Here is a 25,097-nt window from a genome sequence, read left to right on the forward strand (position 1 = left end):
GCCGCCGCCACCACCGCCACCGCGACCACTGCTGCTGAGGATCGCCAGCAGGATCGCGCCCACCGGCAGGCCCAGGCGATTGCATAGCCACAACACGCCGATCAGCAGGATAAACAGGCCAATGGAAAATCCCGGATTATCCTTGGCAAAGTTGGCATCCGCCACATGCGCAGGCACCGCCAGCGGTTCGCCGCCCACCACTTGCACCATTGCCGCGACGCCATCGCTGATGCCCTGGCTGTAGTTGCCGGCCTTGAACTTGGGCGCGATCACCTGGTTGATGATCACCCACGACTGCGCATCGGTGAGCACGCCTTCCAGGCCATAGCCGACTTCGATGCGCAACTTGCGCTCATCGCGGGCGACGATCAGCAGCGCGCCGTTGTCCTTGCCCTTCTGGCCGATGCCCCAGTGGCGGCCCAATTGATAACCGAAGTCTTCAATGGGCACGCCTTGCAGGTCGGGCACGGTGACCACCACGATCTGGTCGCCCGAGGTCTGCTCCAGCGCCTGCAATTGCTGGGTCAGTTGCTCACGCGTCGCCGGGTCGATCATCTGGGCAGTGTCCACCACCCGCCCGCTCAGCGCCGGGAACGTCAGCGCTGCCTGGGCCACGCCCACGCAGGCCAACAGCCACAGCGCCAGGCCTATCCTTAATAAACGCATCGACACCTCAATGCAGCGTTATTTGAACTTCACTTGCGGTGCTTTATCGGCATCGGCGCTGGTGGCTTCAAACGTCGCGCGGATCGGCAAGTCGCTGTACATCACGCTGTGCCACAAGCGGCCAGGGAAGGTACGGATCTCGGTGTTGTAGGCCTGCACGGCCTGGATAAAGTCGCGGCGCGCCACGGCGATGCGGTTTTCGGTGCCTTCAAGTTGCGATTGCAAGGCCAGGAAGTTCTGGTTGGCCTTGAGGTCCGGGTAGCGCTCGGACACCACCATCAAACGGCTGAGGGCACCGCTCAAGCCGTCCTGGGCTTGCTGGAACTGCTTGAGTTTTTCCGGATTGTCGAGGGTGCTGGCATCCACCTGGATCGAGGTGGCCTTGGCCCGCGCTTCGATCACCGCGGTGAGGGTGTCTTGCTCATGGGCGGCGTAGCCCTTGACCACTTCCACCAGGTTGGGGATCAGGTCGGCGCGGCGCTGGTACTGGTTCTGCACCTGGCCCCAGGCGGCCTTGGCCTGTTCGTCCAGGGTCGGGATATTGTTGATGCCGCAACCGCTCAGCACGCTGCCGATCAGTAGCAACGCGGCGGCTTTCCAGCCCCAGCGGTAACCTTGTGCTGCTTGCATGGTGTTTCTCCTGGCGAACCTTGATGGAATTGGGCAGCCGTGAGGCATAATCCGCGACCACGACTGGATTGCATCGAATCAATCAGCTAAAAAGATGCCCACCGCTAATAAGAGTTCCGAAGTGTGCGGCATTTGTCGGTATAACACTCGAACAACAACATACGTCCCCCACATTTTGGCAGAGCAGCGCATTTTTGCTGTGCAGTGAGCCGAAAAAGGATATTCATGAAAAAGCTGTGTTTGCTCGGCCTTGTTGCCACTCTGGCCAGTCACCCCGTATGGGCAGAAACAAAGCCTGCTGCGCTTAAAGACAAGGACGCGTTTGTCAGCGACCTGCTCAAGCAGATGACCCTCGATGAAAAGATCGGCCAATTGCGCCTGATCAGCATCGGCCCCGAAATGCCCCGCGAGCTGATCCGCCAGGAAATCGCCGCCGGCCGCATCGGTGGCACGTTCAACTCGATCACCCGCCCGGAAAACCGTCCGATGCAGGACGCGGCCATGCGCAGCCGCTTGAAGATCCCGATGTTCTTCGCCTACGACGTGATCCACGGCCACCGTACGATTTTCCCGATCAGCCTGGCCCTGGCCTCCAGCTGGGACATGGACGCCATCCACCGCTCCGGGCGCATCGCCGCCCAGGAAGCCGCCGCCGACAGCCTCGACATCACCTTTGCGCCGATGGTCGATATCTCCCGCGACGCGCGCTGGGGCCGCACCTCCGAAGGTTTTGGCGAAGACACCTACCTGGTCTCGCGCATTGCCGAAGTGATGGTCAAGGCGTTCCAGGGCACCAGCCCGGCGAATGCCGACAGCCTCATGGCCAGCGTCAAGCACTTCGCCCTGTATGGCGCGGTGGAAGGCGGCCGCGACTACAACGTGGTCGATATGAGCCCGGTGAAGATGTACCAGGACTACCTGCCGCCGTACCACGCGGCGATCAAGGCCGGTTCCGGCGGCGTGATGGTGGCGCTGAACTCGATCAACGGCGTGCCTGCCACTGCCAACACCTGGCTGATGAACGACCTGCTGCGTCGCGACTGGGGCTTCAAGGGCCTGACCGTCAGCGACCACGGCGCGATTTTCGAACTGATCAAGCACGGCGTGGCCAAGGACGGGCGTGAAGCCGCGAAACTGGCGATCAAGGCCGGTATCGACATGAGCATGAACGACTCGCTGTACGGCAAGGAATTGCCGGGGCTGCTCAAGTCGGGCGAGATCGAACAGAGCGACATCGACAACGCCGTGCGCGAAGTGCTCGGCGCCAAGTACGACATGGGCCTGTTCAAAGACCCGTACCTGCGCATCGGCAAGGCCGAGGATGACCCGGCCGACACCTACGCCGACAGCCGCCTGCACCGCGCCGAAGCCCGCGACGTTGCGCGCCGCAGCCTGGTGTTGCTGAAAAACCAGAACGACACATTGCCGCTGAAAAAATCCGCGACCATCGCCCTGGTCGGCCCGTTGGCCAAGGCCCCGATCGACATGATGGGCAGCTGGGCCGCCGCCGGTCGCCCTGCGCAATCGGTCACCCTGCTGGACGGCTTGAACGCGGTGATCGGTGAAAAAGGCAAAGTGATCTACGCCCGTGGTGCCAACATCACCAACGACAAGGCCGTGGTCGACTACCTCAACTTCCTCAACTTCGATGCGCCGGAAGTGGTGGATGACAAACGTGCGCCGCAGGTGTTGATCGACGAAGCGGTAAAAGCCGCCAAGAGTGCCGACGTCATCGTCGCGGCAGTGGGCGAGTCCCGTGGCATGTCCCACGAATCTTCCAGCCGCACCGACCTGAACATCCCGCAAAGCCAGCGCGACCTTATCAAGGCCCTGAAAGCCACCGGCAAGCCGTTGGTGCTGGTGTTGATGAACGGCCGTCCGCTGTCGATCCTCGAAGAGCACCAACAGGCCGACGCAATCCTGGAAACCTGGTTCGCCGGCACCGAAGGCGGCAACGCCATCGCCGACGTACTGTTTGGCGACTACAACCCGTCGGGCAAGCTGCCGATCACCTTCCCACGTTCGGTGGGGCAGATTCCGACCTACTACAACCACCTGACCATTGGCCGGCCGTTCACCCCAGGCAAACCGGGCAACTACACCTCGCAGTACTTCGATGACACCACCGGGCCGCTGTTCCCGTTTGGTTATGGCCTGAGCTACACCACGTTCAGCCTGTCGGACATGGCGTTGTCGTCCACCACCTTGAACAAGACCGGCAAGCTCGACGCCAGCGTCACCCTGAAAAACACCGGCAAGGTCGATGGCGAAACCGTGGTGCAGCTGTATATCCAGGACGTGGCCGGCTCGATGATCCGCCCGATCAAGGAGCTGAAGAACTTCCAGAAGGTCATGCTCAAGGCCGGTGAAGAGCGCACGTTGCACTTCACCATCACCGAGGAAGACTTGAAGTTCTACAACACCCAGCTCAAGTTCGCGGCGGAACCGGGTGAGTTCAATGTGCAGATCGGGTTGGATTCCCAGGATGTGCAGCAGCAGACCTTTGAGCTGCTCTGATTTAAAGCTGTAAATGCAGTCAGTGTGGGAGCTGGCTTGCCTGCGATGGCATCACCTCGGTATGACTGAAACACCTAGGTGCCTGCATCGCGGGCAAGCCCGGCTCCCACACAAGCCAGCTCCCACATTTTGATCTCAGCGGTCTGGTTAGCCGCGTCTATCCAGCAAGTTCACCACCAACCGATCAATCCACCCCCACACCCGCTGCTTCACCCGCCGCCACAACGGCCGCGACTGCCACGCCTCCAGGCTCACTGCCAGGCTCTGGGCAAAATCGCGCTCGAAACTGTCCGCCACTGCCTGCGTCAATTCAGGGTCCAACGCTTCCAGGTTGGCGTCCAGGTTGAAGCGCAAATTCCAGTGATCGAAATTGCATGACCCCACACTGACCCAATCGTCCACCAGCACCATTTTCAGGTGCAAAAAGCACGGCTGGTATTCAAAAATCTGCACCCCCGAACGCAGCAGGCGCGGGTAATACCGGTGCCCGGCATACCGCACGGACGGGTGATCGGTGCGCGGCCCGGTGAGCAGCAAACGCACATCCACCCCACGCCCGGCGGCACGGCGCAAGGCGCGGCGCACGCCCCAGGTCGGCAGGAAATACGGCGTGGCCAGCCAGATACGTTGCTTGCCGCTGTTCAACGCGCGAATCAACGATTGCAAAATGTCGCGGTGCTGGCGGGCGTCGGCATAGGCGACACGGCCCAGGCCCGGCCCCGTGGCGGGCATCTTGGGCAAGCGTGGCAAACCGAATCGGGTCGCAGGCTTCCACTCCCGACGCGCGGCGTTGGCGTGCCATTGGCGGTCGAACAGCGCCTGCCAATCCTGCACCAAGGGACCGTCCATCTGCACCATCACTTCATGCCAGTCGGCGGTGTCGTTGCCCGGGGTCCAGAACTCATCAGTAACCCCCGTACCGCCGACAAAGGCGCTGCCCTGGTCGATCAGCAACAGCTTGCGGTGATCGCGGTACAGGTTGCGCATCCAACGCCGCCAGCTCAGGCGATTGTAGAAACGCAGCTCCACACCCGCGTCGGTCAGGCGCCTGCGCAGCCCGAGGGTAAACGCCAGGCTGCCGTAGTCATCAAACAGGCAGCGCACCTGCACGCCACGTTCGGCGGCCAGCACCAGCGCCTGGACCAAGGCGTCGGCACAGGCGCCGGCTTCCACCAGGTACAACTCCAGATCGACCTGGCGCTCGGCGCGGGCAATGCCCACCAGCATTTGCGGGAAAAAAGCCGGCCCGTCGATCAACAGCTCGAAGCGGTTGGCGCTGCGCCACGGGAACACTGCGCCGCTCATGGTCAGCGCGCCGTGAAGATCAGCACCGCACCCACCGGCACCGACAAACTGATGGATGCCAAACCGGCCGCCTTGCGCAAGGCCGCGACACCGGGCATCAAATCAAAATCCTCGGCATGCAATACCACCGGCTCCAGGGTCACCACCTGGAAGCGCCGGTCATCCAGGCGCGTGGCCAGCAGCTCGGCGCTGTAGGTCTGGGTCTTGCCGTGCAGGGTCACGCTCAAGGGCAGGCGCAGTTCCAACTGCGCACCGGCGGCCAGGTCGTTGATCGGTTGCAGGTTGATCTGCGCGCGGATCAGCGCGTCGGGAAAGGTCTTGATCTCGAACAGGTCATTGCGCATACGCTCGTCGCGCAGCGGGATACCACCGTTGACCGACTCCAGCTCCACTTCCACTTGCGCGGCGCCAGCGCCGTCAACCTTGCCGTGCAACACCAAAAAGCGCTGCACCTCGGCGATGTCGGTGTTTTTGGTGGTGACGAAGGACAGGCGTGACGATTCGTTATCCAGGTACCAGTCGGCATGGGCAGGCACGGCAGCGGCGGCCAGCAGGGCGAAGGCCAGGGGTTTGATCAGCATTAAGAACTCGCGGGGGAAAAACCTGCACGAACCTTAAGCGCAATGTAATGAATGGCGCAAATCCAATGTGGATGCAGGTTTGTGTGGGAGCGGGCTTGCTCGCGAAGACGGTGTGTCAGGCGACTCATCTGTTACTGACACTACGCTTTCGCGAGCAAGCCCGCTCCCACAGGGGGTATGAGGTGTGTCAGGGGTTCAGGCGACAGCCCTGGCGGTCGCCGAGCCAGCGTGCGGTGTGGGTACGCCCCATGCCGCTGGCGGTGACTTCACTGCGCTCGGGGTTATCGCTGAACGCGCTGGTCGGAACGTACTGCTTCACATAACTCCGGCAATACTCCGCCGGATTATTAGCCACATACCGGCACGAGCAATACTCCTTGGCCGTGTACGCCGCAATGATGTCGGGAAAGGCTTGCAGGTTGACGCGCTCGTGCCACACCCAGCCCAACAACGCGAGCAACAACACCAGCAGCAGGCTGGTAAACGGCCGACGGCGGATCATGGCTGCACCGCCGCAAGCACGCGCTTGAGCAATTCGTTGTGGCGGTAACTGCCGTCGCGATCATCGCCGTAGCGCACGATCACCAGGTGTTCGGCGGGCAATACGTACAGTGCCTGGCCCCAGTGGCCGAGGGCGGCGAAGGTGTCGGCAGGCGCATCGGGCCAAGGTCTCGATGGGCCTTTATTGAGCCACCAATGGCCACCGGGCACGGCTTCGTCCTGTCCGGTTTTGTATTTATCGAAGGGCTGGCGGTTGAAGGCGACCCAGTCTTTGGGCAGCAATTGTTGTTCTCCCCAACGACCCTCCCGCGCCATCAGCAGGCCGATACGCGCCAGATCACGCGCGGTGAGGTAGGCGTAGGACGAAGCGACGAAGGTTTCATCCGCATCGGTTTCCCAGGTCGCGTTTCGAATGCCCAGGGGCTTGAACAGCGCATCCCACGGATAACTCATGTAAGCCTTGTGCCCAAGCATGCCTTTAAGGGCAGCGGACAGGATATTGCTGTCGCCACTGGAGTAACGGAACACCTGGCCAGGGGTGCTGGCTGCCTCGGTGTCGGCGGCGAACTCAGCCATATCACCGCGCCCCCGAGTGTAGAGCATCGCCACCACCGAGGATTTCAACGGGGCGTATTCGTAGTCTTCCTGCCAGTCCAGGCCCGAGGCCCAGTGCAGCAGATCAGCCATGGTGACCGTGGGATGCTGCTTCATCGGCGGATAGAAACGCGCGGCGGGATCGGTCAGCTTGAAGCGGTTTTCGCCGTAGGCCACACCCAACACCGTCGCCATCAAGCTTTTGCTGATGGACCAGGTCAGGTGCGGAGTGCTGGCCGTGGTCGGCGCGGCGTAGCGTTCATAGATGACTTCGCCATCGCGGATCACCAACAGCGCATCGGTACGAATGCCTTGGCGGGTTTCGTCATCGCGCGGGGGAAACGCGTAGGTGTTCAAGGCATCGACAGCGGGGCCTGCGATCGGTGTGCCTTGGGCCCACTCCTTGTCGGGCCAGGTTTCGGCGTGGGCGGCAGCGGTGACAGACAACAGCACAACACACAACAAGCCTCTGACCATGGACGCGGACTCAACGGGGGCATTCAAGCCCGCGAGCCTAGCCGAGGGTGATGACAGATTTGCGACAGGGCGGGCTGTCATTCAAGCGTCACCATAAGTTCATGGAGATGACACCGGGCCTCCATAGCCTGAGTTTGGACAACAAAGTCGACCGGCCGAAATCGTGGCCGGCACTCGGAGACTCGCCATGACTCAGATCGCCCGCATCAGCGACACCGGCAATGAACGCCGTCTGCAAGCCGAACGCCTGGTTGGCGCACAGGCGTTGCAGGAAGCCCAGGCCTTGCGGTTCAACGTGTTCAGCGGCGAGTTCAACGCCAAGCTGAAAGGCGCGGAACTGGGTCTGGACATGGATGACTACGATGTTCACTGCAGCCACATCGGCGTGCGGGACTTGAACAGCGGTCGCTTGGTGGCCACCACCCGTTTGCTCGACCACGCGGCCGCCAGCACCCTGGGCCGGTTCTACAGTGAAGAAGAATTCAGCCTGCATGGCTTGCTGCACCTGCAAGGCCCGATCCTGGAAATCGGCCGCACCTGCGTCGATCCGGCCTACCGCAACGGCGGCACCATCGCCGTGTTGTGGGGCGAATTGGCCGAGGTCCTCAACCAGGGCGGCTACAGCTACCTGATGGGTTGCGCGAGCATCCCGATGCACGACGGTGGCATCCAGGCCCACGCGATCATGCAGCGCCTGCGCGAACGCTACCTGTGCAACGAACACCTGCGCGCCGAACCGAAGAAACCCCTGCCGGCGCTGGATTTGCCGTCCAACGTCATCGCGGAAATGCCGCCGTTGCTCAAGGCCTACATGCGCCTGGGTGCGAAGATCTGCGGCGAGCCGTGCTGGGACGAAGATTTCCAGGTGGCCGACGTGTTCATCCTGCTCAAGCGCGATGAGCTTTGCCCACGTTACGCCCGCCACTTCAAGGCGGCCATGTAATGAGCCGCCTGCGGGTGTACGGGCGCATTGCCCGCGTGCTGGTGGTGGTGGGGCTGGGCTTGAGCATGGCCAGCGTGTTTGGCCTGTTCGAACGCCTGGGCATTGCCAACTCGATGGTGCGGCGCCAGCGTTGGTCGCGGTTTTTCATGGCGCGGCTGACCAATGCCCTGCCCTTTCGCGTGACCGTGCACGGTGAGTTGCCGCAACAGCCGATGCTGTGGGTGAGCAATCACGTGTCGTGGACAGACATTCCGTTGCTGGGCGCCGTGGCGCCGATGTCGTTTCTGTCCAAGGCCGAAGTACGCACCTGGCCGGTGGCCGGCTGGCTGGCGGCGAAGGCCGGTAGCTTGTTTATTCGGCGCGGCTCGGGCGACAGCCAGTTGATCCGCAAACAGATGACCCGCCATCTGGAGCAACAGCACCCGCTGCTGATGTTCCCCGAAGGCACCACCACCGACGGGCGCAGCCTGCGTACCTTCCACGGGCGCTTGCTGGCCAGCGCGATTGACGCGGATGTGGCGCTGCAACCCGTGGCGATCCGCTATCTGCGCGAGGGCGAGGTCGACCCGCTGGCGCCGTTTATTGGCGATGATGATTTGCTCTCGCACCTGATGCGCCTGTTTGCCAATGACCAGGGCGATGTGGAGATTCATCTGCTCAAGCCGATTGCCTGTGCCGGGCAGGAACGTGCGGCGTTGGCGTATCAGGCGCAGCAGGCGGTGCAGAAGGCGTTGTTTGGGCCGGTGCCGGAGGCTGAGCAGGTGGATGTTCGCCCTGCGTTCGCCGCCTGATCTCAAGTGAACACCGTTCAAATGTGGGAGCTGGCTTGCCTGCGATAGCGGTCTGCCAGCTAATACATGTGTGGCTGACCCACCGCTATCGCAGGCAAGCCAGCTCCCACATTTATATCTCAGTCGTCAGTTGGGTTTGTGCAAACACCTGCAGTTCGGGGTAAAACACGCGGAAGTCTTCACTCAACGGCTCATACAGCTCGCGCAATTCCTGCATCGCAAACCCCAACTCCTCAGGCTGCGACAACCGCCGCGAAATCCCGCGCAACACCTGTTCCATCACCGCAAACTCGCGATAAGACCCCAACCAATCATCTGCCGCCATCCAGGGCGCAATCTGCGCCAGCCGCCCCGGTAACTGTGGCTCGGCCGCCAGCACGCGGTACACCTGCGAGGTGAAGCGCTCCAGCGGCTGGTCGACGTACAGCGCCCAGTCCCGCGCCAGGCAGTGGTCGAAAAACACATCGAGGACGATCCCGGCGTAACGCCTGCGGGTGAGGCTGAAGCGCGACAACGCCTCCCCCACCAACGGGTGGCTGTCGGTAAACCGGTCGATGGAACGATGCAGCTGGATCGCCGCTTCGATTTGCGGGCTGTATTGGCCTTGCAGGCGGCCTTTGACGAAATCGCCATAGAGGCTGCCCAGCAGTTGTGCAGGAAGTTGGCCGCCGAGGTGCAGATGTGCGAGATAATTCATGGCGCGCAGTTTAGCACTGCCGTTAACGTATCGTTATAACCCGATATACCGATTCGATCTCGTTTAAGACCCAATTCATATTGGCATATCGGGATATAACGATTTAAGGTTCGCCTCATCGCGATATAACGTTTCAAGACACCGAGCACCTGCCATGTCCATCGACCTCGACGAAATAATAAAAGCCCTGGCGCACCCAGTACGGCGAGACATCCTCAACTGGCTGAAAGACCCGAAAGTGCAATTCCCCGAGCAACTGCACAACCACGAATACGGCATCTGTGCCGGGCAGATCGACCAACGCTGCGGCTTGTCCCAGTCCACCGTGTCGGCCCACCTGGCGACGTTGCAACGCGCGGGGTTGATCAGCAGCCAGAAGGCCGGGCAGTGGCACTTTTTCAAACGCAACGAGGAAACGATCCAAGCCTTCCTCGATGCGCTCATCACCGAACTCAGCGCACCGCTGTAACAAGGAAACCATAATGCCCCTCTCGCTACTCATACTGGCCCTGAGCGCCTTCGCCATTGGCACCACCGAGTTCGTCATCATGGGCTTGCTGCCCGATGTGGCGGCGGACCTCGGTGTGTCGATCCCTGGCGCCGGTTGGCTGGTCACTGGCTACGCCCTCGGCGTGGCCATTGGTGCGCCGTTCATGGCACTGGCCACCGCCAAGCTGCCGCGCAAGGCCGCACTGGTAGCGTTGATGGGCATCTTTATTGTCGGCAACCTGCTTTGCGCCCTGGCCAGTGACTACAACGTGCTGATGTTTGCCCGGGTGGTCACCGCGCTGTGCCACGGCGCGTTCTTCGGGATCGGTTCGGTGGTCGCGGCCAACCTGGTGCCGGCCAACAAGCGCGCCTCGGCCGTGGCCTTGATGTTCACCGGCTTGACCCTGGCCAACGTCCTCGGCGTGCCGCTGGGTACGGCGTTGGGCCAGGCTGCGGGCTGGCGCTCGACGTTCTGGGCAGTCACCGTGATTGGTGTGGTGGCGCTGATCGGCCTGATCCGCTTCCTGCCGGCCAAGCGTGACGAAGAAAAACTCGACATGCGCGCCGAACTGGCGGCTCTTAAAGGCGCCGGCATCTGGTTGTCGCTGACCATGACCGCGCTGTTCTCCGCGTCGATGTTCACCCTCTTCACCTACGTCGCGCCGCTGCTGGGCGACGTCACAGGCATCTCGCCCAAAGGCGTGACCTGGACCCTGTTGCTGATCGGCCTGGGCCTGACCCTGGGCAACATCATCGGCGGCAAGCTGGCGGACAAGCGCCTGGCAGCCACCCTGATCGGCGTGTTTATCAGCATGGCGGTGATCTCCACCGCGCTGACCTGGACCAGCATCGCCGTGATCCCGACGGAAATCACCCTGTTCCTGTGGGCCACCGCTGCGTTCGCCGCCGTGCCAGCGTTGCAAATCAACGTGGTGACCTTTGGCAAGGCGGCGCCGAACCTGGTGTCCACCCTGAACATCGGCGCCTTCAACATCGGCAACGCCCTCGGTGCCTGGGTCGGCGGCAGTGTGATTGCCCACGGTTTCGGCCTGACCAGCGTGCCTCTGGCGGCCGGCGCCCTGGCGATCCTCGCGCTGCTGGTGACCCTGATTACTTTCCGTCAGAACGGCGACGCCGACCTGGCCCCTGCGACCCACTGATCAACTTCAAAGAGAAAGGTGTTTTCCCATGACGACTATTTTCGACCCGATCAAACTGGGCGACCTGGAACTGTCCAACCGCATCATCATGGCGCCGCTGACCCGCTGCCGCGCCGATGCCGGTCGCGTGCCCAACGCGCTGATGGCCGAGTATTACGTGCAACGTGCTTCCGCCGGGCTGATCCTCAGCGAAGCCACCTCGGTGACGCCGCTGGGCGTGGGTTACCCGGACACGCCGGGCATCTGGTCCAACGACCAGGTGCGTGGCTGGGCCAACGTGACCAAGGCGATCCACGGCGCGGGCGGCAAGATTTTCCTGCAACTGTGGCATGTGGGCCGTATCTCCCATGAGTCGTACCTGAACGGCGAAATCCCGGTAGCGCCAAGCGCGATCCAGCCCAAAGGCCACGTCAGCCTGGTGCGCCCATTGGCCGACTACCCGACGCCGCGCGCCCTGGAAACCGCGGAAATCGCCGACATCGTCGACGCCTACCGCACCGGCGCCGAGAACGCCAAGGCCGCAGGCTTTGACGGCGTGGAAATCCACGGCGCCAACGGCTACCTGCTGGACCAGTTCCTGCAAAGCAGCACCAACCAGCGCACCGACCAGTACGGCGGCTCCCTGGAAAACCGTGCGCGCCTGCTGCTGGAAGTGACCGATGCTGCCATCGAAGTCTGGGGCGCCGGCCGCGTGGGTGTGCACCTGGCACCGCGTGCCGACTCCCACGACATGGGTGATGACAACCTGGCGGAAACCTTTACCTACGTGGCCAGCGAACTGGGCAAGCGTGGCATCGCGTTCATCTGCTCCCGCGAGAAAGAAGCCGGCGACAGCCTCGGCCCACAATTGAAGAAGGCATTTGGCGGCGTGTACATCGCCAACGAACGCTTTACCAAGGACAGCGCCAACGCGTGGCTGGCTGACGGTAAAGCGGATGCCGTGGCCTGGGGCGTACCGTTCATTGCCAACCCGGACTTGCCGGCACGCTTGAAAGCCGATGCGCCGCTCAACGATGCGCGCCCGGATACGTTCTATAGCAAGGGCCCGGTGGGTTACATCGACTACCCGACGCTGGCGATCTGATCGCCTGAAACGCAAAAAGCCCCGGCTCGCGAGAACCGGGGCTTTTTTATGCCGCTCTGAAGCACACCACCTACCCCCTGTGGGAGCGGGCTTGCCCGCGATAGCGGTGTGTCAGTAACAGATACTTTCACTGATCCACCGCTATCGCGGGCAAGCCCGCTCCCACACAAGCCCGCCACTTTTTGGACTTGCGTGGCGTAAGGGAAACACTCCTTCACACCCCTGCAACAAAATCCCTACAAAATACTTAGCCGGCTACCTATCAACCCCAGGCCAGCGCGTATATAAAGTCACCCCACAAATAAGGCAGAAGGACGATTGACCCTCCTTAAGCTTTACTGTTGACACAACCGGATGCAATTACGCATTTTGTCTCAATTGCGCAGGCTGGGGCTCAGGCGCAGCATGTCCAACCCGGCATCGACCCAGCGCTCAGCATCCTGATGCAGTTGGAAGCTGTCGGGGACCAGCAGCCACTGGCCGATCAGCCCGTTGATATAGGCATGAATGCACACGGCGCCACGGGTGGTGTCGAGGTTTTCCGGCAGTTGGCCGCGATGCACAGCATTGCGCAGGGTCAAGCCGATACGCAGATTGCACTCTAGGCTGTGGGTCTGGCGCTGACGGCGCATGTCGCACATTTCATCGGTGAATTCGCACTTGTGGAAGAGGATCTCATTGATGCGCCGGGTTTTCGGGTCCAGGGCCACTTGATGAAACAGATGGATCAACAGCTTGCGCATGCAGCCCAGCGGGTCGAGTTCGTCCTCGCTCTCACTGGCCCGGGCCAGTTCGTCCAGCGGCTCGTGCAACGTGTCGAGCAACGCTTGGAGCAAATCGGACTTGTTACTGAAATGCCAATAGATGGCGCCCCGGGTCACGCCCGCCAACGCAGCGATGTCCGCCAGGGTGGTGCGCGCCACACCGCGCTCATAGAAGGCCTGCTCGGCGGCTTGGAGAATCTGGCTGCGCGTTTCCTGAGCTTCCTCTTTGGTGCGACGAACCATGGCAGTAAAACCTCAATCAGGACACTTGGGACGATTGTTAACGCACAATTAATAGCGGCTAACGATCATCTGAATATTTGTGGGACGACACCATCGTGGGTGCCGAACGTAATGAAATCGAGGCTTTGGGCGTTGCTTTGTCAACATTCCGCGAAGCCTGTCAAGAGTTTACAAACAACCGTGAACGTAAGTATATTGCGTAGCAAGCTACTTATCTACTCACAGCTTGTTTTTTACCCTTCCACATTTCTTGTGCGCACTCTGCGCGCCTGACCCGAGGATCTTCATGCAACTTAAGCCAGCTGTTACCGCTCTGGTCACTGCCGTCGCCCTGGCATCGCTGCTCAGCGGATGTAAAAAGGAAGAAGCGGCTCCGCCCGCTCAAACCCCTCAGGTCGGCGTGGTCACCATTCAACCGCAAGCCTTTACCCTGACGTCCGAGCTGCCAGGCCGCACCACCGCCTACCGCATTGCGGAAGTTCGCCCACAGGTCAACGGCATCATTCTCAAGCGCCTGTTCAAGGAAGGCGGCGACGTGAAGGAAGGGCAACAGCTCTACCAGATCGACCCGTCGGTGTATGACGCCACCCTGAAAAGCGCACAAGCCAGCCTCACGCAGACCAAGTCCATCTCCGACCGCTACAAGCAGTTGGTCGATGAACAAGCCGTCAGCCGCCAGGAATACGACACCGCCGTCGCCAACCGCATGACGGCCGAAGCCAACCTGCAAACCGCCCAGATCAACGTGCGCTACACCAAAGTGTTCGCGCCGATCTCCGGGCGTATCGGCCGTTCTTCGGTGACCGAAGGCGCGCTGGTCAGCAATGGCCAGACCGATGCCATGGCCGTGATCCAGCAACTGGACCCGATCTACGTCGACGTCACGCAGTCTTCGGCAGAAATGCTGAAACTGCGCCGCGACCTGGAAAGCGGCCAACTGGAAAAAGCCGGCGCCAATGCCGCCAAGGTCAAACTGACCCTGGAAGACGGTACCGACTACAACCAGGACGGCAAACTGGAATTTTCCGAAGTTTCGGTTGACCAGACCACCGGTTCGGTCACCCTGCGCGCCGTGTTCCCCAACCCTGACCACACCCTGCTGCCGGGCATGTTCGTACACGCCCAACTGCAAGCCGGTGTGAACAGCAAGGCCATCCTGGCCCCGCAGCAAGGCGTGACCCGCGATATCAAGGGTATCCCGACCGCGCTGGTGGTGAACAAGGACAACAAGGTCGAGCAACGCACCCTGGTTGCCAACCGTACGTCCGGCGCCTACTGGCTGGTGGAAAAAGGCCTGGAAGCCGGTGACCGCGTGATTACCGAAGGCCTGCAATTCATCAAGCCGGGCATCGAAGTCAAGGTCAAGGACGCCGATAACGCCAAGCCTGCCGGAACCGTTGCTGCTCCTGCTGCCACTACGGGCAAAGGGGAGTAATCCATGTCGAAATTTTTTATCGACCGTCCCATTTTCGCCTGGGTAATTGCCCTGGTGATCATGCTGGTCGGGGCACTGTCGATCCTGAAGTTGCCCATCAACCAATACCCGGCCATCGCGCCGACCGCCATCGACATCCAGGTGACCTACCCAGGTGCGTCCGCACAAACCGTGCAGGACACCGTGGTGCAGGTCATCGAGCAACAGCTCAACGGTATCGACAACCTGCGTTATGTCGCCTCGGACAGTAACTCCGACGGCAGCATGACCATCACCGCGACGTTCAACCAGGGTACCAACCCGGACATCGCCCAGGTTCAGGTGCAGAACAAGCTGAACCTGGCGACCCCACTGCTGCCGCAAGAAGTGCAGCAGCAGGGTATCCGCGTGACCAAGTCGGTGAAGAACTTCCTGATGGTGATCGGTCTGGTGTCGGAAGACGGCAGCATGACCAAGGACGACCTGTCCAACTACATCGTGTCCAACATCCAGGACCCGATTTCCCGTACCGCGGGTGTGGGTGACTTCCAGGTCTTCGGTTCGCAGTACGCCATGCGTATCTGGCTCGACCCGGCCAAGCTGAACAACTACCAGTTGACCCCGGTAGACGTCAGCAGCGCCATCGCTGCGCAGAACGTGCAGGTGGCCACCGGCCAATTAGGCGGCCTGCCTGCCCTGCCCGGCACCCAGCTGAACGCGACGATCATCGGCAAGACCCGTCTGCAAACCGCAGAAGAGTTCGGCAAGATCCTGATGAAGGTCAACGCCGACGGTTCGCAAGTTCGCCTGCGTGATGTTGCGCGCATCGAACTGGGCGGCCAGAACTACAGCATCAGTGCACAGTTCAACGGCAAGCCGGCTTCCGGCATGGCGATCAAGCTCGCCTCGGGCGCCAACGCCCTGGACACCGCCAAGGCCATCCGCGCCACGGTTGCGTCCCTGGAACCGTTCTTCCCGCCAGGCATGAAGGCGGTGGTGCCGTATGACACCACCCCGGTGGTGACCGAGTCGATCTCCGGTGTAGTGCACACCCTGGTCGAAGCGATCGTGCTGGTGTTCCTGGTGATGTTCCTGTTCCTGCAGAACTTCCGCGCCACCATCATCACCACCATGACGGTACCGGTGGTATTGCTGGGCACGTTCGGCATCCTTGCGGCGTTCGGTTTCACCATCAACACCCTGACCATGTTCGGCATGATCCTCGCCATCGGCTTGCTGGTGGATGACGCCATCGTCGTGGTGGAAAACGTCGAGCGGGTAATGGCCGAGGAACACCTGTCGCCCAAGGAAGCGACGGTCAAGTCCATGGGCCAGATCCAGGGCGCCCTGGTGGGTATCGCCCTGGTGCTGTCGGCGGTATTGCTGCCAATGGCCTTCTTCGGCGGCTCCACCGGTGTGATCTACAAACAGTTCTCCATCACTATCGTTTCGGCGATGGCGCTGTCGGTACTGGTTGCCCTGATCTTCACCCCGGCCTTGTGCGCCACCATGCTCAAGCCGATCGACCCGGAAAAGCACGGCCAACCCAAGCGTGGTTTCTTCGGCTGGTTCAACCGCACCTTCGACCGTGGCGTGCTGAGCTACGAGCGCGGCGTGGGCAACATGATCAAGCACAAATTCCCGGCGTTTTTTGTGTACCTGGTCATCGTCCTCGGCATGGTCTGGTTGTTCACCCGCATTCCAAGCGCGTTCCTCCCGGAAGAAGACCAGGGCGTGATCTTCGCCCAGGTGCAAACCCCGGTCGGCTCGTCGGCGGAACGTACGCAGAAAGTCATCGACGACATGCGCGCCTTCCTGTTGCACGACAAGGAAGGCGAGCCAGGCGAAGGCAAGGCTGTGAAGTCGGTATTTACCGTGAACGGCTTCAACTTCGCCGGCCGTGGCCAGAGCTCGGGCCTTGCGTTCGTGATGCTCAAGCCATGGGATGAACGCGACACGTCCATGTCGGTGTTCGAAGTGGCCAAGCGTGCCCAGGGTTACTTCTTCGGTGCCTTCAAGGACGCCATGGTGTTCGCCATCGTGCCGCCTTCGGTTCTCGAATTGGGTAACGCCACCGGTTTCGACGTGTTCCTGCAAGACCAGGGCGGCGTCGGCCACGAAAAACTGATGGAAGCGCGTAACCAGTTCCTTGGTATGGCCGCACAAAGCAAGATCCTTGCAGGCGTGCGTCCTAACGGCGTGAACGATGAGCCGCAGTACGAGCTGACCGTTGACGACGAGAAAGCCAGTGCCCAAGGCATCACCCTGTCGAGCATCAACCAGACCCTGGCGATTGCCCTGGGTGGCAGCTACGTCAACGACTTCATCGACCGTGGTCGGGTGAAGAAGGTGTACGTGCAGGGCGAGGCCGCTGGCCGTATGTCCCCTGAAGACCTGGACAAGTGGTTCGTGCGCAGCGACTCCGGGAAGATGGTGCCGATGTCGGCCATTTCCTCGGGCAAGTGGATCTTCGGTTCGCCGAAACTCTCGCGCTACAACGGTGTAGCGGCGATGGAAATCCTCGGTACCCCGGCACCGGGCTACAGCACCGGTGATGCCATGGCCGAAGTCGAGCGCATCGCCAAGCAATTGCCGGCGGGTGTCGGCTATGCGTGGACCGGCCTGTCGTACGAAGAACGCCTGTCCGGTTCCCAGGCGCCGGCGCTGTACGCGCTGTCGCTGCTGGTGGTGTTCCTGTGCCTCGCGGCACTGTACGAAAGCTGGTCGATCCCGATTGCGGTGGTGTTGGTTGTACCGCTGGGTGTGGTCGGGGCGTTGATCGCCACGAGCATGCGCGGGTTGTCCAACGACGTGTTCTTCCAGGTGGGCTTGTTGGTGACGGTGGGCCTGGCGGCGAAAAACGCCATCCTGATCGTCGAGTTCGCCAAAGAGTTGCACGAGCAAGGCAAAGGCATTGTCGAGGCGGCCATCGAGGCGTCCCGCATGCGTCTGCGGCCGATCATCATGACCTCCATGGCGTTCATCCTCGGCGTATTGCCGCTGGCGATCTCCTCGGGCGCCGGCTCAGGCAGCCAGCACGCGATTGGTACCGGCGTTATCGGCGGTATGATCACGGCCACTGTCCTGGCGATCTTCTGGGTGCCACTGTTCTTTGCAACCGTGTCCGCCGCAGGCGAGCGTAAAAAGACTGAACCTACTGAACCCCCTAAAGAGGCTGGCCTATGAGCAAGTCGCTCCTTTCCTTAGCGGTCACGGCCTTCGTGCTCAGTGGCTGCTCGCTGATACCTGACTATCAGCGCCCTGAAGCGCCGGTGGCGGCTCAGTTCCCGCAGGGCCCGGCGTATTCGTCGGCCCAGGCGCCGAACCAGGCCGCTGCCGAGCAGGGCTGGAAGCAGTTTTTCCATGACCCTGCCCTGCAACAGCTGATCCAGGTTGCCCTGGAAAACAACCGCGACCTGCGTGTCGCGGCGCTGAACATCGACGCCTACGCCGCGCAGTACCGCATCCAGCGTGCCGACCTGTTCCCGGCCGTCTCGGCCAATGGCAGCGGCAGCCGCCAGCGGGTGCCGGCGCGCACCTCGCAGACCGGCGAGTCGAGCATCAGCAGTTCGTACTCGGCCACCCTCGGGATCAGTTCGTACGAGCTGGACCTGTTCGGCCGTGTGCGCAGCCTGAGCGAAGAAGCCCTGCAAAAGTACTTCGCTACCGAAGAAGCCCGACGCAGCACGCAGATCAGCCTGGTCGCCAACGTGGCCACGGCCTACGTGACCTGGCAGGCTGACAAAGAGCTGCTCAAGCTGACCCAGGACACCCTCGGCGCCTTCGAGCAGAGCTACAAGCTGACCTCGCGCAGCAATGAAGTCGGCGTGGCTTCGGCCCTCGACCTCAGCCAGGCACGCACCTCGGTAGAAAACGCCCGGGTTGCCCTGGCGCGTTACACCCGCCAGGTGGCCCAGGACGAAAACAGCCTGACCCTGCTGCTGGGCACCGGCCTGCCGGCGAATATCGCCAGCCAGCCGCTGTCGGACAACCTGCTCAGCGAAGTGCCTGCCGGCTTGCCCTCGGACCTGCTGCAACGTCGTCCCGACATCCTGCAAGCCGAGTACAACCTCAAGGCCGCCAACGCCAACATCGGCGCCGCCCGTGCAGCGTTCTTCCCGAGCATCAGCCTGACGGCCAACGCCGGCACCCTGAGCCCGGACCTGAGCGGCCTGTTCAAAGGCGGCTCGGGCACCTGGTCGTTCGCTCCGCAGATCAACATCCCGATCTTCAACGCCGGCAGCCTGCGCGCCAGCCTGGACTACGCGAAGATCCAGAAAGAGATCAACGTGGCGACCTACGAGAAGGCCATCCAGACCGGCTTCCAGGAAGTCTCCGACGGCCTCGCCGCGCGTGAGACCTACAAGGAACAGCTGGAAGCCCAGCGTGGTTTCGTCGCTGCCAACCAGGACTACTACCGCCTGGCCGAGCGTCGCTACCGCATTGGCGTGGACAGCAACCTGACCTTCCTCGACGCCCAGCGCCAACTGTTCAGTGCCCAGCAATCGCTGATCACCGACCGCCTGGCGCAGCTCACCAGCGAGGTCAACCTGTACAAGGCCCTCGGTGGTGGCTGGAACGCGCAGACCGCGAAGAACGAGCCGTTGAAAGAAGAAGCACCGGCGCTGAAGTTGTTCTGATCGCGCTGTTGTAGCTAGACAAAACCGCTTCCCTAACCGGAAGCGGTTTTTTTTGCCCCTCGATCAGAAGTGGGGCTGGCTTTTGTGGGAGCTGGCTTGCCTGCGATAGCGGTGGGTCAGCTGAATCATTGCTGGCTGATACACCGCTATCGCAGGCAAGCCAGCTCCCACATGAATTCAGCGGCGCTCGGCCCAATCCCACCAGGCAACCTCCCCCCTAAACTCGCCACCTTGCATTTCGTTCAACCTTTCAGGATAAAATTGGTCACAGATTCTTACAGACCACAGAGGGAGCTTGTCGTAATGATCGTAGGAATCGACCTGGGAACCACCAACAGCCTCGCCGCCGTTTGGCGCGGTGATGCGGCGGAAATGGTGCCCAATGCCCTTGGCCAGTTGCTCACCCCCAGCGTGGTGGGCCTGGATGACCAAGGCCGCATCCTGGTAGGCCAGGCCGCCAAGGAACGCCTGCACACCCATCCGCACCTCACCACTTCGCTGTTCAAGCGCTACATGGGCAGCGCCACCGAAGTGCGCCTGGGCGAGCGCTCGTTCCGCCCCGAAGAACTCTCGGCATTGGTGCTCAAAAGCCTCAAGGAAGACATCGAACGCACCTACGGCCACACCGTCACCGACGCCGTGATCAGCGTGCCCGCCTACTTCAGCGACGGCCAACGCAAAGCCACGCGCATCGCCGGTGAGTTGGCCGGGCTCAACGTCGACAAACTGATCAACGAACCCACCGCTGCTGCCCTCGCCTATGGCCTGCATCAACGTGACAAGGAAACCTCGTTCCTAGTGTTCGACCTCGGCGGCGGCACCTTTGACGTGTCGATCATCGAGCTGTTCGACGGGGTGATGGAAGTACGCGCCAGCGCCGGCGACAACTTCCTCGGCGGCGAAGACTTCGACACCCTGCTGTTGGAACACTTCGTCGACAGCCAGCGCCACGCCGCCGGGTTCCCGCCCACCAGCAGCGTCTTGCACGCCCTGCGCCGCGAAGCCGAGCGCGTGCGCAAGGCCCTGGGCCAGGACGACAGCGCCGAATTCGCCCTGCGCGTCGATGGCCAGCAATGGCTCAAGACCATCACCCAGCAGGAACTCACCAAACTCTACACGCCGCTGCTGGAGCGCCTGCGCGCGCCCATCGAGCGGGCCCTGCGCGATGCGCGGATTCGCGTCGGCGACCTTGATGAAATCCTCCTGGTGGGCGGCACCACACGCATGCCGCTGGTGCGCAAGCTCGCCGCCGGTTTGTTCGGGCGCTTCCCGTCCATCAGCCTCGACCCCGACCAGGTGGTCGCCCACGGCGCCGCGATCCAGGCCGCACTCAAGGCGCGCTCGGCAGCGCTGGAAGAAGTGGTGCTGACCGATGTCTGCCCCTACACCCTGGGCATCGAAACCTCGCACCAATATGGCGGCCATATCGAAAGCGGCCATTACCTGCCGCTGATCGAACGCAACAGCAGCGTGCCGGTGAGCCGGGTCAAGAGCGTGGTCACCCTGCACGACAACCAGAGCCAGGTGCTGCTGAAGATCTACCAGGGCGAGAGCCGCCTGGTCAAAGACAACATCGAGCTGGGCCAACTGGACATTGCCGTGCCCAAGCGCAAGGCCGGTGAAGTGTCGCTGGAGGTGCGCTTCACCTACGACAACAACGGCCTGCTGGAAGCCCAGGTGAACATCCCGCTGACCGGTGAGCAGCACTCCCTGGTGATCGAGAACAACCCCGGCGTGTTGAGCCCGGACGAAATCCAGCAACGCCTGCAAGCCCTGGCGCAGTTGAAGGTCCACCCGCGCGACCAACAGGTCAATACCGTGCTCAGCGCCCGCCTCGAACGGCTCTACCAGGAAAACCTCGGCGAGCTGCGCGAACAATTCGGCCACTGGGCCGCGCAGTTCCAGCAGGTGCTCGACACCCAGGACGAGCGGCGCATCCGCGAGGCCCGCAGCGAACTGACCCGTCAACTCGAACAGCTCGACAACGGGTTCTGGCGCTGAGGAAACACCCCATGGATTGTTGGACCGTACTGCAACTGCCGGAAGACACCGACGAACGCACCATCAAGCGCACCTACGCACGGCTGCTCAAAAACTGCCGTCCGGACGATGACGCCGAAGGCTTCCAGCGCCTGCGCGAAGCCTACGAAGAAGCGCTGGCCTACGCACGCTGGCGCGCGGACTGGGAAGAAGACGACACCCGCGTGGAAGAGCCCGTGGCCGCACAGGCCTACGGCAACCTCAACGACCTCGCCGAGCTGATGGACGTCAGCGCCCTGCACCCTGCCCCGCTTGAAACGCCCAAGCCCGACCCGGCCCAGGCGCTGATCAGCGGCCTCCACCTGCACAATCTCGACGAGCGCTGGGCCCAGGCGCAGCAGCAAGGCTGTCGCGAAGCGTTCCAGGCCGGCCTGTTGCGCCATTGCTTCGACAGCCCCGGCGAGCGCGGTGCGATTGTCAGCTGGGCCGTGCAGCAGCTGGAATGGCTGACACCGTGGCAACAGGTGGCCATGACCCCGTGGCAGCACGACGCGTTGAGCGGCGAACTGTTGCAGGAATACCGCCGCACCTTGCAGGAACTACTGGAGCAAAAGGCCGAACGCGAGTTCATCACCCAGCTCACCCAATACAACAGCCAACCCTGGCTGCGGGTGTTCGACCTGCAACAACAGTGGCAACGCATCGTCCTGCACCTGCTCCACGACACCACCTGGAGCGTGCCGCTGTTCGAGCGGGTGTGCCAGGCGTTCGGCTGGGACGACCAGCAAGGCGTGTACCCGGAACCGGCCTGGATGTGGCGCGACCTGGTCGCGCGTTGCGAGCAGGAGAGTTTCTACGAGCACTTGCAGGCCAAAGCGCAGGACCCCACCTGGAAATCCGCCGATGCCATGGCCGCGCGCCTGCTGCTGACGCCGCTGTCCGAAACCCAGCAAAGCTGGATGACCGCGCAATTCAGTGACAACGACTGGCACGCCTGCCAACAGCTGGCCGAAACCCTCAACTGGCGTTATCCGCAACTGCTGGAACGCCTGCCCCAGGCCGACGTGTTTTTCTGGCGCAAATTCCTCCCGCGCCCCGTGTCCCATCGCAGCTGGATACGGCTGTGGGGCGCGCTCGCCTTGGCCACGGGACTGGCCATCGCCCCCGAGACCAAAACACTGAGCACCGAGGCGATCCTGGTGGTGCTGCTGACCGTCATTCCGGCCTTCCTCGCGATCCGTGCCACACAACTGTGGGCCGCCGTGACCTCACGCTTGATCATCCCCGACCTGTGGCTGACCCGGCGCCTGCTGCCCGAACGCTTCAACCCCCATCAGCATTGGCTGGTACTGCGCCACGGCATCCCGCAACTGTGCCTGCTGGTGTTCTTCGGCATGCTGCTGGGGGTGATGGGCATGCTGGGGTACGCAGGGATGATCCTGATCCACTTGCTGCACGCCAAGCGCATCGGTCAGGTCAGCGAGCACGTCGAGCACTATTACCCGTGGTTCAGTGGGCTGCATTGGGCGCATTGGAGCCCGTTGCAAGTGGCGTTCCTCGCGGTGATGGTGCCTGCCACCCTGCTGTGCCAGCGCTATCTGCCCGAGATCCCATGGACCAGCCTGACGCACGTTCTCTAGGCACAAACACGCCGGGCCCCAGTGCCCGGCAACTTGCGTGCGATCATCGCCCACAACCCGCCCTCCCCCGATTGAACCGTCTTCACCTCCGACCGCTTCAACTTCCAGGGCGGTGGTTTGATGAAAATCGGTTGATCGTCAGTTACCCACTTAGCCTGCTGTGAGCCGGTGGGTATCGAACGCTTGCAGCGCATATTTGATGCACATATACGTGCCCTTTCGAACAGGTACAACGGAGAAGTCTTACCAGATTTCTGTAGTACCTCACGCCAAGCTTAGAGGGAACTGTCACCTGCAAAATTTCCACTGATTAGCGTCCTAGCCCCCGCAGCATGCGCTGGCGAGGACAAACGACAGTGGACAACAACAGGTAATCGCCCGATGAGCTCAGTTACTCAACAACAACCCCTATTGACCCCCCCGCCGCCGTCATCCCCACCAACAGGCGCAAGAGCGCCTGGACACCCTTTCTATGATCCCTTCATACGCCCAAAGACACAGCTATTGGTGGATGACGGTAATCTGCGAGCCAGCCGCGAGACTCTCGAATACACGGAAGACCCGAAAAATCCCGAAGTCATGGGAAACACGCTGATACTTGAAACCGGTGACGCTTCGGACAACATCCATGTCAGCCAACGTCCAGATGGGCAACTGAGCGTCAACGTGAATGGCCGGGTTTACACCTTCAACCCGTCTGACGGCGCCCCTGATTCTTCGTCCCCGGATGAGCCAAAGCCTTCCTTCAAGCTTCAGATCAAATCCGGAGGCGGCAACGACAATATAGCGATCGATCCCAATGTCACCACTGATGTGACAATCGACGCGGGCAATGGCGATGACACCGTTCAAGCCGGAGGCGGAACCACTAAAGTTTATGGAGGCCACGGCAACGACCACATTCGCCTTGGCAGCGGCGCGGGTTATGCCGAAGGCAACAACGGTGACGACATCATGCTTGCCGGCACCGGGCCCTCGGTTATGTACGGCAACAAAGGCAAGGACAAAATGTATGCCGGCTCCGGCCCTTCCGATAGGACAGCTCACTTGGATGGCGGTGAAGACGACGACCAGTTGTACGGGGGCGATGGCACTGTAGTGCTGAACGGCGGCCTCGGAAACGACCTACTCGCCCCTTATGACAACAACACTGTCTATACAGGAAAAGGCCACGACACTGTGTGGGCCGACTTCCGAAAAGTGCGCATCTATGCCACCGGCGGAGATCGCCTTATCAACGTAGGACAATCGACCGTCACAACGGTCACTCCGAACGACGCAGGTCGCAAAGCTTTCAATATCAAGGGTTCAGACGCGTTCAAGCAACGGGTTGAAGACGACTTGGAATTACTTCGTGCCTCGCCCGCAGGGCAAAAAATGCTTGAGGAACTGGATAAGGCGGCCGAGCGTAATGGAGCGCCAGTCAATATTGAGCTGTACGATGAGGAAAGTAATATTTACACATTCTCAAGTACCGAACTGGATGCGCTGAGCAAAGAGGAACAGCAGAAAATCAAACGGGGTGACCCAAGGCGAGGTTTTATCAAAGATGGTACGCCGGGGGCCAAGGCGAACAACGCGACGATCTATTATGACCCAAGCCATATCGAACAAAACGCCAATAACACGCCGCCCATTGTCCAGTTCTATCATGAGATGTCGCATGCCTGGAACGGTGCTAACGGAACGTTCCTGGCAGGTTCAAGCACCCCGACTGCCGACAAACCCAACAGCCCAGGCCAACCCAACGGCGAACTGCAGGCCATAGGTCTACCGACCGACACACCGCCCTTCGACTACGACAACGACCTCTCTACCCCGCCAACCACAACCAACCCGGAACCTTTCACCGAGAACACGTTGCGTAAGGAAATGGGCATGCAAATACGAACACGGTTTAACTGACAGAGGTCTCTAGGCACAAACACGCCGGGCCCCAGTGCCCGGCAACTTGCGTGCGATCATCGCCCACAACCCGCCC

General features: G+C 61.6%; 20 protein-coding genes. 12 read left to right on the forward strand and 8 right to left on the reverse strand.

Annotated elements, in window-relative coordinates; translation table 11 throughout:
* The coding region (locus J1G37_RS28040; protein ID WP_207046952.1) for a YgcG family protein at positions 1 to 666 on the reverse strand (666 nt) is incomplete at its 3' end.
* 18 nt (positions 667 to 684) lie between these two features.
* Entirely contained in the window at positions 685 to 1,296 is a 612-nt protein-coding gene (locus J1G37_RS28045) for a LemA family protein (RefSeq protein WP_207046954.1), read from the reverse strand.
* A 225-nt stretch (positions 1,297 to 1,521) separates the two neighbouring features.
* Here J1G37_RS28045 and bglX point away from each other — a divergent pair, with 225 nt between their 5' ends.
* A complete protein-coding gene (bglX, locus tag J1G37_RS28050) occupies positions 1,522 to 3,813 on the forward strand; it encodes a beta-glucosidase BglX (RefSeq protein ID WP_207046956.1) in 2,292 nt (763 codons plus the stop codon).
* A 147-nt stretch (positions 3,814 to 3,960) separates the two neighbouring features.
* Here the strand turns inward: bglX and J1G37_RS28055 are convergent, their stop codons facing one another.
* The 4 genes from J1G37_RS28055 to J1G37_RS28070 all read right to left on the reverse strand — a co-directional run bounded on the left by J1G37_RS28055 (position 3,961) and on the right by J1G37_RS28070 (position 7,271).
* On the reverse strand, positions 3,961 to 5,118 hold the full coding sequence (locus J1G37_RS28055; RefSeq protein ID WP_207046957.1) for a phosphatidylserine/phosphatidylglycerophosphate/cardiolipin synthase family protein: 1,158 nt from the start codon (positions 5,116 to 5,118) through the stop codon (positions 3,961 to 3,963).
* Positions 5,119 to 5,120: 2 nt separating this feature from the next.
* Positions 5,121 to 5,699, reverse strand: a complete 579-nt coding sequence (locus tag J1G37_RS28060) for a YceI family protein (RefSeq protein ID WP_207046959.1) — start codon at positions 5,697 to 5,699, stop codon at positions 5,121 to 5,123.
* A 187-nt stretch (positions 5,700 to 5,886) separates the two neighbouring features.
* Positions 5,887 to 6,201: an amidase gene (locus J1G37_RS28065; protein ID WP_207046961.1), complete on the reverse strand. Its 315-nt coding sequence runs from the start codon at positions 6,199 to 6,201 to the stop codon at positions 5,887 to 5,889.
* Positions 6,198 to 7,271, reverse strand: a complete 1,074-nt coding sequence (locus J1G37_RS28070; RefSeq protein ID WP_207046981.1) for a serine hydrolase — start codon at positions 7,269 to 7,271, stop codon at positions 6,198 to 6,200. The genes J1G37_RS28065 and J1G37_RS28070 overlap by 4 nt, the downstream gene beginning before the upstream one ends.
* A 187-nt stretch (positions 7,272 to 7,458) precedes the next feature.
* Between J1G37_RS28070 and olsB the strand changes: the two genes are divergently transcribed.
* Together olsB and J1G37_RS28080 are read left to right on the forward strand one after the other, a co-directional pair.
* Positions 7,459 to 8,214 carry an L-ornithine N(alpha)-acyltransferase gene (olsB, locus tag J1G37_RS28075; RefSeq protein WP_017736899.1) on the forward strand — a complete coding sequence of 252 codons (756 nt, stop codon included), beginning with the start codon at positions 7,459 to 7,461 and terminating at the stop codon, positions 8,212 to 8,214.
* Positions 8,214 to 9,005, forward strand: coding sequence for a lysophospholipid acyltransferase family protein (locus tag J1G37_RS28080; protein WP_207046963.1), 792 nt, complete (start codon positions 8,214 to 8,216; stop codon positions 9,003 to 9,005). Before olsB ends, J1G37_RS28080 begins: the two co-directional genes overlap by 1 nt.
* A gap of 112 nt (positions 9,006 to 9,117) precedes the next feature.
* Here J1G37_RS28080 and J1G37_RS28085 read toward each other — a convergent pair whose 3' ends face one another.
* Complete coding sequence (locus tag J1G37_RS28085; protein WP_207046965.1) at positions 9,118 to 9,702, reverse strand: ACP phosphodiesterase; 585 nt, start codon at positions 9,700 to 9,702, stop codon at positions 9,118 to 9,120.
* Between the two features lie 154 nt (positions 9,703 to 9,856).
* On the opposite strand from J1G37_RS28085, the gene J1G37_RS28090 reads away from it, so the two are divergent.
* Genes J1G37_RS28090 through J1G37_RS28100 form a run of 3 tightly spaced genes read left to right on the forward strand, consistent with a single transcriptional unit; the run spans position 9,857 to position 12,435 of the window.
* Positions 9,857 to 10,171: a helix-turn-helix transcriptional regulator gene (locus tag J1G37_RS28090; protein WP_017736896.1), complete on the forward strand. Its 315-nt coding sequence runs from the start codon at positions 9,857 to 9,859 to the stop codon at positions 10,169 to 10,171.
* Positions 10,172 to 10,184: 13 nt separating this feature from the next.
* Complete coding sequence (locus J1G37_RS28095) at positions 10,185 to 11,351, forward strand: MFS transporter (protein ID WP_207046967.1); 1,167 nt, start codon at positions 10,185 to 10,187, stop codon at positions 11,349 to 11,351.
* A 28-nt stretch (positions 11,352 to 11,379) separates the two neighbouring features.
* Positions 11,380 to 12,435, forward strand: a complete 1,056-nt coding sequence (locus J1G37_RS28100; RefSeq protein ID WP_207046969.1) for an alkene reductase — start codon at positions 11,380 to 11,382, stop codon at positions 12,433 to 12,435.
* A 374-nt stretch (positions 12,436 to 12,809) separates the two neighbouring features.
* Here J1G37_RS28100 and J1G37_RS28105 read toward each other — a convergent pair whose 3' ends face one another.
* The gene (locus J1G37_RS28105) at positions 12,810 to 13,442 is read right to left on the reverse strand and encodes a TetR family transcriptional regulator (RefSeq protein WP_124525942.1); all 633 of its coding nucleotides are present in this window, start codon (positions 13,440 to 13,442) and stop codon (positions 12,810 to 12,812) included.
* Between the two features lie 286 nt (positions 13,443 to 13,728).
* On the opposite strand from J1G37_RS28105, the gene J1G37_RS28110 reads away from it, so the two are divergent.
* The 6 genes from J1G37_RS28110 to J1G37_RS28135 all read left to right on the forward strand — a co-directional run bounded on the left by J1G37_RS28110 (position 13,729) and on the right by J1G37_RS28135 (position 25,021).
* Positions 13,729 to 14,877, forward strand: coding sequence for an efflux RND transporter periplasmic adaptor subunit (locus tag J1G37_RS28110; RefSeq protein ID WP_207046970.1), 1,149 nt, complete (start codon positions 13,729 to 13,731; stop codon positions 14,875 to 14,877).
* 3 nt (positions 14,878 to 14,880) lie between these two features.
* Positions 14,881 to 18,042 carry an efflux RND transporter permease subunit gene (locus J1G37_RS28115; protein WP_207046972.1) on the forward strand — a complete coding sequence of 1,054 codons (3,162 nt, stop codon included), beginning with the start codon at positions 14,881 to 14,883 and terminating at the stop codon, positions 18,040 to 18,042.
* Positions 18,039 to 19,496, forward strand: a complete 1,458-nt coding sequence (adeC, locus tag J1G37_RS28120) for an AdeC/AdeK/OprM family multidrug efflux complex outer membrane factor (protein ID WP_207046974.1) — start codon at positions 18,039 to 18,041, stop codon at positions 19,494 to 19,496. Before J1G37_RS28115 ends, adeC begins: the two co-directional genes overlap by 4 nt.
* Before the next feature lie 303 nt (positions 19,497 to 19,799).
* Complete coding sequence (locus J1G37_RS28125; protein ID WP_207046976.1) at positions 19,800 to 21,497, forward strand: molecular chaperone HscC; 1,698 nt, start codon at positions 19,800 to 19,802, stop codon at positions 21,495 to 21,497.
* Between the two features lie 11 nt (positions 21,498 to 21,508).
* Positions 21,509 to 23,116, forward strand: a complete 1,608-nt coding sequence (locus tag J1G37_RS28130; protein WP_207046978.1) for a J domain-containing protein — start codon at positions 21,509 to 21,511, stop codon at positions 23,114 to 23,116.
* 507 nt (positions 23,117 to 23,623) lie between these two features.
* Complete coding sequence (locus J1G37_RS28135) at positions 23,624 to 25,021, forward strand: M91 family zinc metallopeptidase (RefSeq protein ID WP_347402357.1); 1,398 nt, start codon at positions 23,624 to 23,626, stop codon at positions 25,019 to 25,021.
* The last annotated feature ends 76 nt before the right edge of the window (positions 25,022 to 25,097 follow it).

Source organism: Pseudomonas sp. Marseille-Q1929, from assembly GCF_017316265.1.
Lineage (GTDB): Bacteria > Pseudomonadota > Gammaproteobacteria > Pseudomonadales > Pseudomonadaceae > Aquipseudomonas.

Coding starts and splice junctions, on each gene's coding strand:
- J1G37_RS28095 (WP_207046967.1), top strand. CDS start 10,185: ATGCCCCTCTCGCTACTCATACTGGCCCTGAGCGCCTTCGCCATTGGC.
- J1G37_RS28060 (WP_207046959.1), bottom strand. CDS start 5,699: ATGCTGATCAAACCCCTGGCCTTCGCCCTGCTGGCCGCCGCTGCCGTG.
- J1G37_RS28130 (WP_207046978.1), top strand. CDS start 21,509: ATGGATTGTTGGACCGTACTGCAACTGCCGGAAGACACCGACGAACGC.
- bglX (WP_207046956.1), top strand. CDS start 1,522: ATGAAAAAGCTGTGTTTGCTCGGCCTTGTTGCCACTCTGGCCAGTCAC.
- J1G37_RS28045 (WP_207046954.1), bottom strand. CDS start 1,296: ATGCAAGCAGCACAAGGTTACCGCTGGGGCTGGAAAGCCGCCGCGTTG.
- adeC (WP_207046974.1), top strand. CDS start 18,039: ATGAGCAAGTCGCTCCTTTCCTTAGCGGTCACGGCCTTCGTGCTCAGT.
- J1G37_RS28080 (WP_207046963.1), top strand. CDS start 8,214: ATGAGCCGCCTGCGGGTGTACGGGCGCATTGCCCGCGTGCTGGTGGTG.
- J1G37_RS28085 (WP_207046965.1), bottom strand. CDS start 9,702: ATGAATTATCTCGCACATCTGCACCTCGGCGGCCAACTTCCTGCACAA.
- J1G37_RS28055 (WP_207046957.1), bottom strand. CDS start 5,118: ATGAGCGGCGCAGTGTTCCCGTGGCGCAGCGCCAACCGCTTCGAGCTG.
- olsB (WP_017736899.1), top strand. CDS start 7,459: ATGACTCAGATCGCCCGCATCAGCGACACCGGCAATGAACGCCGTCTG.
- J1G37_RS28105 (WP_124525942.1), bottom strand. CDS start 13,442: ATGGTTCGTCGCACCAAAGAGGAAGCTCAGGAAACGCGCAGCCAGATT.
- J1G37_RS28110 (WP_207046970.1), top strand. CDS start 13,729: ATGCAACTTAAGCCAGCTGTTACCGCTCTGGTCACTGCCGTCGCCCTG.
- J1G37_RS28090 (WP_017736896.1), top strand. CDS start 9,857: ATGTCCATCGACCTCGACGAAATAATAAAAGCCCTGGCGCACCCAGTA.
- J1G37_RS28100 (WP_207046969.1), top strand. CDS start 11,380: ATGACGACTATTTTCGACCCGATCAAACTGGGCGACCTGGAACTGTCC.
- J1G37_RS28070 (WP_207046981.1), bottom strand. CDS start 7,271: ATGGTCAGAGGCTTGTTGTGTGTTGTGCTGTTGTCTGTCACCGCTGCC.
- J1G37_RS28125 (WP_207046976.1), top strand. CDS start 19,800: ATGATCGTAGGAATCGACCTGGGAACCACCAACAGCCTCGCCGCCGTT.
- J1G37_RS28115 (WP_207046972.1), top strand. CDS start 14,881: ATGTCGAAATTTTTTATCGACCGTCCCATTTTCGCCTGGGTAATTGCC.
- J1G37_RS28065 (WP_207046961.1), bottom strand. CDS start 6,201: ATGATCCGCCGTCGGCCGTTTACCAGCCTGCTGCTGGTGTTGTTGCTC.